Origin of the sequence: Propionicimonas paludicola (assembly GCF_002563675.1) — a bacterium.
GTDB classification, from domain to species: Bacteria; Actinomycetota; Actinomycetes; order Propionibacteriales; family Propionibacteriaceae; genus Propionicimonas; species Propionicimonas paludicola.
Genome location: NZ_PDJC01000001.1, coordinates 1,569,222 through 1,581,461, shown reverse-complemented (window position 1 = coordinate 1,581,461; position 12,240 = coordinate 1,569,222). Strand labels below are relative to the sequence as shown.

General features: G+C 68.3%; 14 protein-coding genes. 10 read left to right on the top strand and 4 right to left on the bottom strand.

Annotation, left to right across the window (positions count from 1 at the left end; genetic code table 11):
• The first annotated feature begins 67 nt into the window (after positions 1 to 67).
• On the top strand, positions 68 to 1,666 hold the full coding sequence (locus tag ATK74_RS07250; RefSeq protein ID WP_098462104.1) for an ABC-F family ATP-binding cassette domain-containing protein: 1,599 nt from the start codon (positions 68 to 70) through the stop codon (positions 1,664 to 1,666).
• Between the two features lie 75 nt (positions 1,667 to 1,741).
• Here the strand turns inward: ATK74_RS07250 and ATK74_RS07245 are convergent, their stop codons facing one another.
• Together ATK74_RS07245 and ATK74_RS07240 are read right to left on the bottom strand one after the other, a co-directional pair.
• Positions 1,742 to 2,563, bottom strand: a complete 822-nt coding sequence (locus ATK74_RS07245; protein WP_098460408.1) for a putative RNA methyltransferase — start codon at positions 2,561 to 2,563, stop codon at positions 1,742 to 1,744.
• A 7-nt stretch (positions 2,564 to 2,570) separates the two neighbouring features.
• Positions 2,571 to 3,335 (bottom strand): META domain-containing protein, encoded by a 765-nt coding sequence (locus tag ATK74_RS07240; protein WP_169923773.1) that lies wholly within the window; start codon positions 3,333 to 3,335, stop codon positions 2,571 to 2,573.
• A gap of 231 nt (positions 3,336 to 3,566) precedes the next feature.
• Between ATK74_RS07240 and fabG the strand changes: the two genes are divergently transcribed.
• Genes fabG through ATK74_RS07210 form a run of 6 tightly spaced genes read left to right on the top strand, consistent with a single transcriptional unit; the run spans position 3,567 to position 8,661 of the window.
• Positions 3,567 to 4,289, top strand: coding sequence for a 3-oxoacyl-ACP reductase FabG (gene fabG, locus ATK74_RS07235; RefSeq protein WP_245840811.1), 723 nt, complete (start codon positions 3,567 to 3,569; stop codon positions 4,287 to 4,289).
• 15 nt (positions 4,290 to 4,304) lie between these two features.
• Positions 4,305 to 5,075 (top strand): enoyl-ACP reductase FabI, encoded by a 771-nt coding sequence (gene fabI / locus ATK74_RS07230; RefSeq protein ID WP_098460406.1) that lies wholly within the window; start codon positions 4,305 to 4,307, stop codon positions 5,073 to 5,075.
• 19 nt (positions 5,076 to 5,094) lie between these two features.
• Positions 5,095 to 5,880: an ABC transporter ATP-binding protein gene (locus ATK74_RS07225; protein ID WP_098460405.1), complete on the top strand. Its 786-nt coding sequence runs from the start codon at positions 5,095 to 5,097 to the stop codon at positions 5,878 to 5,880.
• 51 nt (positions 5,881 to 5,931) lie between these two features.
• Positions 5,932 to 6,393 (top strand): NfeD family protein, encoded by a 462-nt coding sequence (locus ATK74_RS07220; RefSeq protein WP_098460404.1) that lies wholly within the window; start codon positions 5,932 to 5,934, stop codon positions 6,391 to 6,393.
• Positions 6,394 to 6,422: 29 nt separating this feature from the next.
• Positions 6,423 to 7,592, top strand: a complete 1,170-nt coding sequence (locus ATK74_RS07215) for an SPFH domain-containing protein (RefSeq protein ID WP_098460403.1) — start codon at positions 6,423 to 6,425, stop codon at positions 7,590 to 7,592.
• Positions 7,564 to 8,661, top strand: a complete 1,098-nt coding sequence (locus ATK74_RS07210; protein WP_169923772.1) for an endonuclease/exonuclease/phosphatase family protein — start codon at positions 7,564 to 7,566, stop codon at positions 8,659 to 8,661. The genes ATK74_RS07215 and ATK74_RS07210 overlap by 29 nt, the downstream gene beginning before the upstream one ends.
• Positions 8,662 to 8,706: 45 nt before the next feature.
• Here ATK74_RS07210 and ATK74_RS07205 read toward each other — a convergent pair whose 3' ends face one another.
• The gene (locus ATK74_RS07205) at positions 8,707 to 10,155 is read right to left on the bottom strand and encodes a tryptophanase (protein ID WP_098460401.1); all 1,449 of its coding nucleotides are present in this window, start codon (positions 10,153 to 10,155) and stop codon (positions 8,707 to 8,709) included.
• A gap of 110 nt (positions 10,156 to 10,265) precedes the next feature.
• On the opposite strand from ATK74_RS07205, the gene ATK74_RS07200 reads away from it, so the two are divergent.
• From ATK74_RS07200 to ATK74_RS07190, 3 genes are read left to right on the top strand one after another with little or no spacing between them, the layout of a single operon-like run.
• A complete protein-coding gene (locus tag ATK74_RS07200) occupies positions 10,266 to 10,721 on the top strand; it encodes a MarR family transcriptional regulator (RefSeq protein WP_098460400.1) in 456 nt (151 codons plus the stop codon).
• Positions 10,718 to 11,032, top strand: coding sequence for a carboxymuconolactone decarboxylase family protein (locus ATK74_RS07195; protein WP_098460399.1), 315 nt, complete (start codon positions 10,718 to 10,720; stop codon positions 11,030 to 11,032). The genes ATK74_RS07200 and ATK74_RS07195 overlap by 4 nt, the downstream gene beginning before the upstream one ends.
• Positions 11,029 to 11,733: a PBS lyase heat domain-containing protein repeat-containing protein gene (locus tag ATK74_RS07190; RefSeq protein WP_098460398.1), complete on the top strand. Its 705-nt coding sequence runs from the start codon at positions 11,029 to 11,031 to the stop codon at positions 11,731 to 11,733. The genes ATK74_RS07195 and ATK74_RS07190 overlap by 4 nt, the downstream gene beginning before the upstream one ends.
• Here ATK74_RS07190 and ATK74_RS07185 read toward each other — a convergent pair.
• Positions 11,722 to 12,231: a MarR family winged helix-turn-helix transcriptional regulator gene (locus tag ATK74_RS07185; RefSeq protein WP_098460397.1), complete on the bottom strand. Its 510-nt coding sequence runs from the start codon at positions 12,229 to 12,231 to the stop codon at positions 11,722 to 11,724. The genes ATK74_RS07190 and ATK74_RS07185 overlap by 12 nt on opposite strands.
• Between the last annotated feature and the right edge of the window lie 9 nt (positions 12,232 to 12,240).

The window sequence follows — 12,240 nt, the reverse complement described above, 5'->3', positions numbered from 1 at the left end:
TGGCGGCATTCTCCGCCGGAGTGGCCCGGTTTGGTCGCCCCTACCGGGTTCAGGGACAATGGCGGATGTGTTGGTGGTGAAAGAGGTCGAGGTGCGGGCGGGAGCTCAGCTACTTCTCTCGGCAACCTCCTTCCAGATCGCCCCGGGCGACAAGGTCGGCCTGGTCGGACGAAACGGCGCCGGCAAGACCACTTTGACCCGGATCCTCTCCGGAGAGTCGCTCCCGGCAGCGGGCTCGGTGAACCGGACCGGTCAGATCGGCTACCTGCCGCAGGACCCCCGCACCGGCGACCTGGATCAGCTCGCCAAGGACCGCATCCTCAGCGCGCGCGGCCTCGACCACATTCTGCGTCGGCTGTCGTCCTACTCGATGGCCATGGCCACCACCGAAGGCGACGAGCAGGACAAGGCGATGGCCTCCTACGCCCGCGCCGAGAGTGAGCTGGCTGCGGCCGGCGGCTACCCGGCCGAGGCTGAGGCGGCCCGGATCGCGGCGAACCTCGGGTTGCCGGACCGGGTGCTCGGCCAGCCGCTGCGCACGCTGTCCGGTGGTCAGCGCCGTCGAGTCGAACTGGCCCGGATCCTGTTCTCCGGCGCCGACACGCTGCTTCTGGACGAGCCGACCAACCACTTGGACGCCGACTCGATCGTCTGGCTGCGCAGCTTCCTGCAGGGCTACCACGGTGGGCTGCTGGTGATCTCCCACGACGTGGGCCTGCTCGAGGCCACCGTGAACAAGGTCTTCCACCTGGACGCCAACCGCGGCGAGCTGGACCAGTACGCCATGGACTGGAAGCGCTACCTGCTGCAGCGGGAGACCGACGAGAAGCGGCGCAAGCGCGAGCGGGCCAACGCCGAGCGCAAGGCGGAGGCGCTGCTGGCCCAGGCCGACAAGATGCGCGCCAAGGCCACTAAGGCGGTCGCTGCCCAGAACATGGCCAAGCGCGCCGAGCGGCTGCTCTCCGGGCTGGACGAGCAGCGCGCCAGCGACCGAGTGGCCCGGATCCGGCTGCCGAAGCCGGCCCCGTGCGGCAAGACCCCGCTCACTGCCAGTGAACTCAGCAAGACCTACGGCTCGCTGGAGGTCTTCACCGCCGTCGACCTGGCCATCGATCGTGGCTCCAAGGTCGTGGTGCTGGGGCTGAACGGTGCCGGCAAGACCACGCTGTTGCGGATTCTGGGCGGCATCGAGACGCCCGATACCGGTGAAGTGGTTCCCGGTCATGGCCTGCGGCTGGGCTACTACGCCCAGGAGCACGAGACCTTGGACGTCTCGCGCAGCGTGCTGGAGAACATGATGACCGCCTCGCCGGAGCTCAACGAGACCGAGATGCGTAAGGTGCTCGGTTCGTTCCTGTTCACCGGCGACGATGTCGAGAAGCCGGCCCGGGTGCTGTCCGGTGGCGAGAAGACCCGGCTGGCGTTGGCCATGCTGGTGGTGTCGGCGGCCAACGTCCTGCTTCTGGACGAGCCGACCAACAACCTGGACCCGGCGTCCCGAGCCGAGGTGCTCAACGCCCTGCGGGACTACGACGGTGCTGTGGTGCTGGTCACCCACGACGAGGGTGCGGTGCACGCCCTCGAGCCAGACCGGGTGCTGGTGCTGCCCGAGGGCGTCGAAGACCTCTGGAACCCTGACTACGCCGAACTCGTCTCCCTGGCCTGAGATCATCTCGACATTGGCCTGCCGGCCGATGTCGGGGACGCGTCTGCGCAGGTGCGTGCCCAGGCGATACCGGAATCAGTCGGCGAGGCTGCGTCCGAAGACCTGGACGGTCACCGAGACGGTCAGGCTGCTCGGTTCGACGGCTTCGGGAAGCTCATGGAAGGCATTGGGCCCCATGGCGATCAGGTCGGCCACCAGGGCAGCGTCCCCGTTCCAGGTCGAGCGATGCCGCAGCCGATCCACCAGCTCGAAGTTCTCCTTGGCGTGCGCGGCCACCGAGGCGGCCTTCTGCGGATGCAGGCCCAGCAGTTGGTGGGTGGAGCGCAGTTCGATCAGGTGCTCCGGCTCCGGGGTGACCACCACCAACTGCCCGGACGGCTTGAGCACCCGGGCGAACTCGGCGAAGTTGCGCGGCGCGAAGACGGCCAGCACCGTGTCCAGACTGGCGTCGGCGATCGGGAACTGCTGCCAGACGTCCGCCACCACGGCTGCGATCCGGGAGTCGAGCTTGGCCGCCGATCGGGCGGCCGCCGTCGAGATGTCCATGGCGATCCCGACCGCGCTCGGCGACTCACCGAGCGCGGACTGCAGGTAGGCGCCGGTTCCCGAACCGACCTCGAGGATCGTCCGACGCCCCGCGCAGATTCGGGCCAGCAGTTCGCGCAGCGGCGCGAACACCCCAGTGCTGTGGACGCGGTCGCGGGCCGCCAGCATGGCCGGGGTGTCGGCATTGGCCGGCTGCGGTCCGCCGAGCAGGTTCAGGTAGCCCTGCCGCGCCACATCGAAGAGGTGTCCCTGCGGGCAGCGGACGCTGTTGTCGTCGAGCTCCAAGCTGCCCGCGCAGTTCGGGCAGGACAGGAGCGCCAGGGCGCGGCGCAGGCCGGGGGTGGGTGGCATCCGAGGGCTACTTGGCCACGAACTCGAGCGCGGAGCCGTCCGCCGCGGTCAGGGTGAGCCGATCACTCTTCACCGCGAAACCGGTCATCGTGGGCAGCAGCTGGAACAGCCGACTTTCCTGCTCGGACACGCCGGGCTCGCGGCAGGCCATCTTGGTGCTCATCACCGGTCCGATCTTCAGGCTGGAGCCGCTGATCTCAGCGGAGGCCCGGAAGCTGTTGCACGCCTTCCCGGTCAGGTGGCCATCGGCGAAGGTCAGGGTCACCGTGCTGCCGGCCACAACGGAACTGGCAGTCTGGCCGACCGTGATCGAGTCGAGCTGCCAGGTGGTCTTCTCCAGCGGACGATCCGGCGCAGCCGGCGATGGGCTCTGCAGCTTGGCCAGCACCGCGCCGGAGGAGTCAACCAGCTCCAGGCCGGAGCCCGCCGAGCGCACCGAGGCCACCTTGGCCAGGGCGGCGCTGAAGGCCGACTCCTGCTCCATCACTCCGGCATCCATGCAAGCCATAGCGGTCATGGCCAGCTGGCTGAAGCTGAGCGTGCTGCCGGACTGTCGATAGCTTCCGCTGAACCGGTTGCAGGAACTGAATCCCGAGACTTGGTCTGCGCTGAACTGGATCGTCGGAACCGCTGCGGGCAATGTCGGCTTCCCGGACAACTCAGTGACCACCCAGGAGGTGTCGGCCAACTTCGGCGACGGCTGGGCGGCGATCGGTGGGGCGCAGGCGCTCAGCAGGGCGGCCAGCACCAACAGTGACCAGGCTCTACTCACTTTTTCCTCCCGTGACGGGTGCCTCACGACATCGCTGTTGACGTCGATCGAGTCACACCTGCTCCGCTCCGGCGAGGCGGGGTGCCGGTTGGATGCTTCCATTCAAGCGCATCGGACAAGTCGGCGGGCTGGGAGGTCTGCGCCGCCCGTCCGGCTGGCCGGGTGCTCACGGGGCGCGCCCGGAGTGTGCGTCCGCTGCCGTCGGGGAGGCGATCCGATAGCCTTCGGCGAGTGAGCGAGTCCAGTTTCATCCAGCGCAGCGTGGTGGTGACCGGCGGCAGCCGGGGAATCGGCAAGGCGGTCGTCGAGCGGTTCCTGGCCGAGGGTCACAAGGTCGCCGCACTCGGCCCCAGCGGGAAAGCCCCCGAGGGTGCGCTCGGGATCGCGTGTGACGTGTCCGATGCCGACCAGATCGACGCCGCCTTCGCCCAGGTGGAGCAGGCCCACGGCCCGGCGGAGATCCTGGTGGCCAACGCCGGGATCACCAAGGACACCTTGATCCTGCGGATGAGCGACGCCGACTTCGACAACGTCCTGCAGGTGAACCTGGGTGGCGCGTTCCGCTGCGCGCGGCGCGCGGTGAAGTCGATGCTCCGGGCTCGCTGGGGCCGGATCATCTTCACCGGCTCGGTGGTCGGACTGTACGGTTCGGCCGGCCAGGTGAACTACGCCGCCACCAAGTCGGCACTGATCGGGGTGGCCCGGTCGCTGACCCGGGAGGTCGGCGGACGCGGCATCACCGCCAATGTGGTTGCCCCCGGGTTCATCGAGACCGACATGACCGCCGACCTGCCGGCCGAAGTGATCGCCAAGTACCAGGCCTCGATCCCGGCCGGACGCCTGGGCGGCGCGGACGAGGTGGCGGCGGCGATCGCCTTCTTGGCCGGCCAGCAGGCCGGCTACATCAGCGGAGCAGTGATCCCGGTCGATGGCGGCCTGGGTATGGGGCATTGAGAGGAGCCTGAGGCAATGGGGATTTTGGAAGGCAAGAACCTGCTGGTCGCTGGGGTGACCATGAACACCTCGATCGGCTACCGGGTGGTCGAACTGGCCCAGGCCGAGGGCGCCAATGTGGTGGTCTCCAACTTCGGACGGGCGCTCAGCCTGACCGGACGGGTGCTGAAGCGGCTCGATCCGGTGCCGCCGCTGCTCGAACTGGACGTCACCGACGACAGCCACCTGGCCAGCCTGGCCGAGCGGCTGGGTGAGCATTTCGATCACCTGGACGGCGTCGTCCACTCGATCGCCTATGCCAACCCCGAGCGCGCGCTCGGCGGAGCCTTCCTCGGTACCGAGTTCCCGGACGTGAGCATCTCGGTGCACACCTCGGCCTACTCCCTGGTCAGCCTGGCCATGGCCTGCAAGCCGCTGATGCGTCCGGGTTCGTCGGTGGTGGGACTCACCTTCGACGCCCGGGTCTCCTGGCCAACCTACGACTGGATGGGCGTGTCCAAGGCTGCGCTGGAGAGCGCGTCCCGCTACCTGGCCCGCTACTTGGGCCCGGAGGGCATCCGCAGCAATCTGGTGGCGGCCGGACCGCTGGAGACCATCGCCAAGAAGGCGATCCCGGGTGCCGAGGAGTTCAACGAGATCTGGGCCAAGCGAGCCCCGCTGGGCTGGGATCCCAAGGACCTGACCCCGACTGCCAAGGCAGTGATTGCGCTGCTCAGCGACTGGTTCCCCGCGACCACCGGCGAAATGGTGCATGTCGACGGTGGCCTGCACTCGACCGGCGCCTGAGCCTGGGTAGGTTGAACATATGACTGTTGCCCAGCTGGAGGCCGTCTCCATCGTCCGTTCCGGTGCCACCCTGCTCGACAGCGTGGACTGGACGATCGAGGAGGGGCAGCGCTGGGTGGTGATCGGCCCGAACGGCGCCGGCAAGACCACGATGTTGCAGGTTCTCGGCGCCCAATCGCACCCGACCAAGGGCACCGCACGGATCCTCGGCGAGCGGCTCGGCGCGGTGGACGTGTTCGAGTTGCGTCCGCGGATCGGAGTGGCCTCGGCGGCCCTGGCTGATCGGATTCCGCGCTCGGAGCGGGTGGCCGACGTAGTGGTCTCGGCAGCGTACGCGGTGATGGGCCGCTGGCGGGAGAACTACGACGACCTCGATCACGCCCGGGCCCAGGAGTTGATGCAGCAGCTGCGCGTCGATCACCTGGCCGATCGCACCTTCGGCACCCTCAGCGAGGGGGAGCGCAAGCGGGTCCAGATCGCCCGGGCATTGATGACCGATCCGGAGCTCCTGCTGCTCGACGAGCCGGCCGCCGGTCTGGACCTGACCGGTCGGGAGTCCCTGGTGGCCACGCTGAGCGATCTCTGCCTGGACGAGTTCGCGCCCACCACCGTGCTGGTCACCCATCACGTCGAGGAGATCCCTGAGGGGGTCAGCCATGCACTCCTGCTCAAGGGCGGACGAGTGGTGGCTGCCGGACCCATCGAGGCGGTCCTCACCGCCGACCTGCTCAGCCAGACTTTCGAACTTCCGCTCGCGGTGAGTCAACAAAATGGCCGCTGGGCGGCCAGGGTAATCCGCGGCTAGCCCTTCCGTCCCAGCCGTGGCCTGGCAGGATGGCAGCAGGAGGTCTTGCCAATGGCGGAATGGCTGGCAGCGAATGCGTGGCTCGGGTGGCTGGTGCTCGCCGTGGCGCTCGGCGTCACCGAGTTGCTGACTCTCGACTTCACCCTGCTGATGCTGGCCAGTGGTGCGTTGGCCGGCGGACTGACCGCCGTCGTCTTTCCCGGAGCCTTCTGGCTGCAGATCCTGGTGGCCGTGGTCGTCGCGGTAGCGATGCTCGGCCTGCTGCGTCCGACGTTGTTGCGGCGGATCCGGGAGTTGCCCGGGTACCGCTCGAGCTTGGACAAGATGATTGGTTCCACCGGTGTGGCCGTAACCGAGATTTCCCCCGCCGCCGGCGGCGAAGTGAAAGTGGCGGGCGAGAGCTGGACTGCCCGCAGCGTTGAGGGCACCATCGCGGCGGGCACCGAGGTCGAGGTCTATCAGATCGATGGCGCGGTCGCCGTTGTCTACCCCCGCAATCTGGCCTTGCCCTGACCCCGTTTCGGACGACTGAGGAGAAGAAGATGCTGTACACGGTAATCGCGGTAGTGATTGCAGTCATGGTGGTGGCGATCCTGGTGCGTGCTGTCCGGGTGGTCCGCCAGCAGCAGGTCGGCGTGGTGGAGCGGCTCGGCAAGTTCCGCCGCACACTGGAGCCCGGCCCGCATCTGCTGGTTCCGGTGATCGACACCGTCCGCTACACGCTGGACATGCGCGAGGCCGTCGTCCCGTTCCCACCGCAGGGCGTGATCACCGAGGACAACCTGATGGTGAGCATCGACTCGGTGATCTACTTCCAGGTGATCGACCCGGTGCGGGCGGCGTACGAGGCGCAGAACTACATTCAGGCCATCGAACAGCTGACCATGACCACGCTGCGCAACATCATCGGCGGACTCGACCTCGAGCAGACCTTGACCAGTCGCGAGGAGATCAACCAGAAGCTGCGGGCGGTGTTGGACGAGGCCACCGGCAAGTGGGGGATCAAGGTCAACCGGGTCGAGCTGCGCTCGATCGAGCCGCCGGCCACGATTCGCGACGCCATGGAGAAGGGCGCCCGCGCCGAGCGCGACAAGCGGGCCGCCATCCTCACCGCGGAAGGCCAGCGGCAGTCGCAGATCCTGTCGGCCTCCGGCGACCGGGAGGCGTCCATCCTGCGGGCGCAGGGCGACCGAGAGGCCGCGGTCCTGCGGGCTCAGGCCGATCGTCAGGCGGCAATGCTGCGCGCCGAAGGTGAGGCGCAGGCCATCACCACCACCTTCTCCGCGATCCACGCGGGCAAGCCGAGTCAGTCGCTGCTGGCCTACCAGTACCTGCGGATGCTGCCGAACCTGGCCCAAGGCGAGTCGAACAAGGTCTGGATCATCCCCAGCGAGCTCAACGACGCACTGAAGGGCTTGGGCACCATGGCCGGAGCCGCGTTGGGCAAGGGCGGCGAGGACGAGGACGAGTCCGGCGAGTTCACCGCTCCGCATCCGGTCGACGTGTTCGCCGAGATCGAAGCGCAGAAGAAGCTGGACGAGGCCAGTTCGGCCGCCTCGGTGCAGCAGGCGATCGCCGAGGCTGAGGCACTGGAGGGCCGCCGGGCGGCCCGCCTGGCCACCGAGAGGGCGAATGAACTGACCGTGGGGCAAGTTCCTGAGGCGCCGGATGCCGAGGTGGCGGATGCGCCTGCTGAGACCGAACCGCGCTGAGACCAGACCGGCTGGCCGGGTCGTCGGCCGTCGTCGGCGCTGGGCTGCCCTAGCGGTGCTGTGGGCGGCGTTGGCAGTCGGCTGCGCTCAGGTGCCACCCGGTCCGCCAGCCGTCCCCGCACCGACGTCGGAGGCGTCGCACCTGGCGGTGCCGCCGACGCCGGGGGTGCCGCTGACCGTCACGGTGATGTCGTACAACATCCTGGGCGGGCTGGCCCCGTCGAACTGGTATCCCAAGATCGATCCGGTCGAACTGGATCCCGTGGTCCGGGCCCCGCTGATCGTGGAGAAGATCACTCACGCCGCTCCCGATGTGGTCGGCTTTCAGGAGTATCCGGCCGACGCCCCGGTGACCGGACGGATCGAGACGGCATTGCCGGGTTACCGCTGGCTGCACGGACCGGGGGAGCACGCCATCGCGGTCAACACCGACCGCTTCGAGGTGCTGGAGAACGGCGCCCAGCAGATCTCCAGCCGCGGGGCTCTCGGTCCGGTCTTCGACCGATACGCCGACTGGGTACACCTGCGCGACAAGGCGGACGGCCGCACCCTCTGGTTCCTGAACGTCCACGCGCACCCCAAGCAGACGCCGACCTTCGCCAAGGTGCGGTCGGCCGCCATCACCGAGTTGGTCGATCTGATCGCCCGACTCGATCCGGGCTACCGGGAGCCGCTGGTCATGGTCGGCGACTTCAACGCCCGCAGCGGTGAGAAGCGTCCGGTGTACCGGGATCACCTGACCAAGCTCGCCGCGGCCGGCCTGGTCGATGCGGCCACGGTGGCGCGGGCGGACACGTCCGACGTGCCCGGTGCCCGTTCCCTCAACCAGATGGGCGACACGGTGGACGGGGTCAGCGTGCCCAAAGTCGTGGCCCGGGGTGGGCATATCGACTATGTCTGGGTGCCGACCGGGGCCACTGTGGACAGCTGGGGCGTGCTGTCGGGGCCCGGAGTCGAGTGGCGGAAGATCCGGGGCCAGCGGGTGCCGGTGTGGACCGGCATCGTCGCCTCCGATCACTCACCGGTGGTGGCCAAGGTCTTGTTCGAGGCTGATGCCAAGAACCGCTGAGTGGGTCTGATCGGCGATCCAGACCCACTCAGCGGGGAGTGACAGCTACAGGCTTTCGCCCAGCTCGTCCCGGAACCGGGCCACCAGCTGGTCCACCCAGTCGCCGATCGGCTCCAGGCGTCCGTAGAAGAAGCGCAGGATCTCCGGCTCCTCGACGAACTGCAGCCCGCCGATCAGATCGCGATGGCTGAACAGCCAAGCGATCCGGTCGATCGCGTAGTTCACCTGACTGAGCGTGAACACCCGGCGGGGCAGGGCGAGCCGGACCAGTTCCATGTTGGCCAGCGGCTCCACCCCGTCCGCGTCCCGCTGCTCGCTCAGGGTGCCGCGCTCCATGCCGCGCACGCCGGAGGCGATGTAGAGAGCCGAGGCCAGGGCGCCGGCCGGGTAGTGCGGCTGCGGGATGTGCGGGAGGAACCGCTTGGCGTCCAGGTGAGCGCCCAGCCCACCGGCCGGGGTGATCACCGGGATCCCGCGGGCGTCCAGCTCGGAGACCATGTGCTCGATGAACTGCGGACCCTGGTTGATCATGTCCTCGTCCATGGTCTCGTCCAGGCCGACGGTGATCGCCTCCATCTCCCGCACCGACATGCCGCCGTAGGTGAGGAAGCCCTCGAACATCGGCACCAGGCCACGCATCTGCCGGTAGAGCGACTCGTCGCGGATGCAGATGCCGCCGCCGCGGCCGAAGCCGAGCTTGCGGGCTGAGAAGTAGATGATGTCGAAGCAGTCGGCGATGGCCTTGGTGATCTCGGGGATCGACAGGTCCTCGCAACCGGGTTCGGCGGTCTTGATGAAATGCAGGTTGTCGGCCAGCAGGGAGGCGTCCAGCACGGCCAGGATGCCGTGCTTGTGGCAGACCTCGGTGGTCTGGCGGAAGTTGGCCAGGCTCAGCGGTTGGCCACCGATCAGGTTCGTGCCCGCCTCGACCCGGACGTAGGCGATGGCGTCGGCGCCCTTGTCGGCGATCAGCCGCTCGAGTGCGGCGACGTCGAAGTTGCCCTTGAACCGGTTGGTGCTGGTCACTTCGAGGCCGGCCGGAGTGATCAGCTCCAGCACCTCACCGCCCATCGCGGTGACGTGCGCCTTGGAGGTGGTGAAGTGGTAGTTCATCGGGACGTAGGTTCCCGGCTTGACCAGGCTGCGGGACAGGATGTGCTCTGCTGCGCGGCCCTGATGGGCCGGCAGGAAGTAGGTCATCCCGAAGATCTCGACCAGCTTGTTGTACAGCCGCGTGTAGGTCGCCGAACCGGCATAGGCGTCGTCGGCAATCAGCATGGCTGCCTGCTGCTGATCGCTCATGGCGTTCACACCCGAGTCGGTGAGCATGTCCAAGAAGACGTCGGAGTTGTTCAGCAGGAAGGTGTTGTAGCCGGCCTCGCTGATGGCGCGGCGGCGCTCCTCGATCGGGAGCAGGTTGAGCTTCTGGATGATCCGGACCTTGTGCATTTCGAGCGGCAGCTGCTGACCGCTGAAGAAGGTAACTTTCGCCATTGAATGTTCCTTTAGTGTTGAAATCTTGCCGGGAAACAGGCTATTGGCAAGGCGATCGTTGCTGCCGCGGAGCACGTGCAGCGAGATGCTATGGGTGCCATAATAAAGCCGTGGATACCCCTGTCGAGGCAGCGATCCGGGCCTGGCTTCGCCTGGACGCGGCGTTCGCGGCGTTCAACGCCGACCTGATGGCCGTCCATGGGCTGACCGGAGCTCAGCTGGGGATGCTGCGGCTGGTCGCCGAGTTCGGCGGGACGACCACCCTGGCCGATCTGCGGACCCGACTGTCGCTGCATCCGGCCAGCCTGGGCCAGCTGATCGCCCGATTGGCCGACAAGGGCCTGGTTGCGGTGTCTCCGGACCCCGACGACCAGCGTCGTCGGGTGGTCCAGCTGACGACGGCCGGCGAGCGGATGATCGCCGAGGCGCCGCTGGCCGGTCCGGTCCGACTTCGGCAGGAGCTACTCGACCCGGAGGTCCTCGCCAGCCTCACTGAGGGCTTCGAGTTGGCCGTCGAGGCCTTCGGGCTCACTGATTACGCACCCAACGGAAGGATTCGACGATGACCGTTTCGGCGGCTTTCAATGCCTTTGCTCACGAGGCACCGCAGTTCCAGCAGCCCTGGATGGCCATGGTTGGCCAGCTGGCTGCGGCAACGTCTCTGGATGCCAAGACCGAAGAGTTGGCCTATCTGGCCGTGCTTGCCGCCGCGGGCATGGAGTCGGGCATCCCGTTCCATGTCGGATCGGCGCGCCGAGCCGGCGCGAGCCGTGACGAGGTGATCTCGGCCATCCTGGTCGGGCTGCCGGCCGTGGGGCAGCGGGTGATCTCGTCGCTGCCGGCCGCACTGGCCGCCTATGACGCAGCTTCCCAGTGAACCTCTCCCGAGCCGAGTACCGCCAGGCGCTGGCCGCGCTCGCGGACGACGGGCTGGCCGGCTACCTGAGTGCCAACAGCAACCTGCCTGGACCGCGCGGCAACCTGACCCTGCTGGACGCGGCCGGCGACGTCCTGCCCGAGCCGGTGGCCCGGCGGCTGGCCGATGATCCCGACGAGTTCCTGGCCTGTGCCGGTGTGGTCACCGTGGGTCGGTTGCTGCAGGAGCGTCCCGGGGACCAGGAGCTGGTCGACCTGCTCACCGTCCGAGCGGCCGACCCGCGTTGGCGAGTGCGGGAGGCGGTGGCGATCGCCGCGCAGCGGGTCGGCGATGCCGATCAACCACAGTTCCGGGCCCTGGTGGCCGGGTGGGCGGCCTCGTCCGACCCCTTGGTGGCGCGGGCCGGGATCGCGGCGGTCTGTGAGCCGCGGTTGCTGGCCGATCCGTTGACTGCGGCCGCAGCGCTGGACGCCTGTGCTCGGGCCACGGCCACGCTCCAAGCATTCTCGGCGGCCGATCGTCGCAGCGAGGAGGTTCGGACGCTGCGGCAGGGACTCGGCTACTGCTGGTCGGTCGCGGTGGCCGGCACGCCGGAGGCGGGGCTGCCGCTCTTCCTCGGACTCGATGCCACCGATCCGGATCTGGCCTGGGTGATCAAGAGCAACCGTGGCAAGCAGCGGCTGGCTCGACTACTGGGCTGAGCCGGGCTGCTCGAGCCGGTTCAGCCAAGCGGTGAGCAGCCGCTCCAGTTCGGCCCGCTCGTCGCTGGTGAGCGGTGCGATCAGCCGGCGCTCGTTCTGCATGTGCTCGGTGAAGGCCTGGTCGAAGACTCGCTGCCCGGCTTCGGTCATCCGGACGATCCGGCCCCGACCGTCCGCGGCGTTCCCGCGGCGCACCACCAGTCCGGCCTCTTCGAGGCGGTCCAGGCGCTTGCTGATGGCTCCGGTGGTGACCATCGTGTGTTGAGCCAGTTCGCCGGGGGCCAACTCGTAGGGGGAGCCCTGGCGGCGCAGGGCGGCCAGTACGTCGAACTCACCCTCGGTCAGGCCGTGGCGTCGGTAGACCTCGATGATGTCCACCCGCAGCCGATCGCCGAGTCGGTGCAGTCGTCCGATCACGGCGGCCGGGCTGACATCGAGGTCGGGGCGCTCGCGTTGCCACTGGCCGAGGATCCGAGCAACATGGTCTGGCGTGGTCATGTGGGAATA

Excerpts from the sequence above, each read along its gene's own strand:
- fabI (WP_098460406.1), top strand. The coding sequence starts at position 4,305 with ATGGGGATTTTGGAAGGCAAGAACCTGCTGGTCGCTGGGGTGACCATG.
- ATK74_RS07215 (WP_098460403.1), top strand. The coding sequence starts at position 6,423 with ATGCTGTACACGGTAATCGCGGTAGTGATTGCAGTCATGGTGGTGGCG.
- ATK74_RS07225 (WP_098460405.1), top strand. The coding sequence starts at position 5,095 with ATGACTGTTGCCCAGCTGGAGGCCGTCTCCATCGTCCGTTCCGGTGCC.
- ATK74_RS07245 (WP_098460408.1), bottom strand. The coding sequence starts at position 2,563 with ATGCCACCCACCCCCGGCCTGCGCCGCGCCCTGGCGCTCCTGTCCTGC.
- ATK74_RS07205 (WP_098460401.1), bottom strand. The coding sequence starts at position 10,155 with ATGGCGAAAGTTACCTTCTTCAGCGGTCAGCAGCTGCCGCTCGAAATG.
- ATK74_RS07210 (WP_169923772.1), top strand. The coding sequence starts at position 7,564 with ATGCGCCTGCTGAGACCGAACCGCGCTGAGACCAGACCGGCTGGCCGG.
- ATK74_RS07195 (WP_098460399.1), top strand. The coding sequence starts at position 10,718 with ATGACCGTTTCGGCGGCTTTCAATGCCTTTGCTCACGAGGCACCGCAG.
- ATK74_RS07185 (WP_098460397.1), bottom strand. The coding sequence starts at position 12,231 with ATGACCACGCCAGACCATGTTGCTCGGATCCTCGGCCAGTGGCAACGC.
- ATK74_RS07220 (WP_098460404.1), top strand. The coding sequence starts at position 5,932 with ATGGCGGAATGGCTGGCAGCGAATGCGTGGCTCGGGTGGCTGGTGCTC.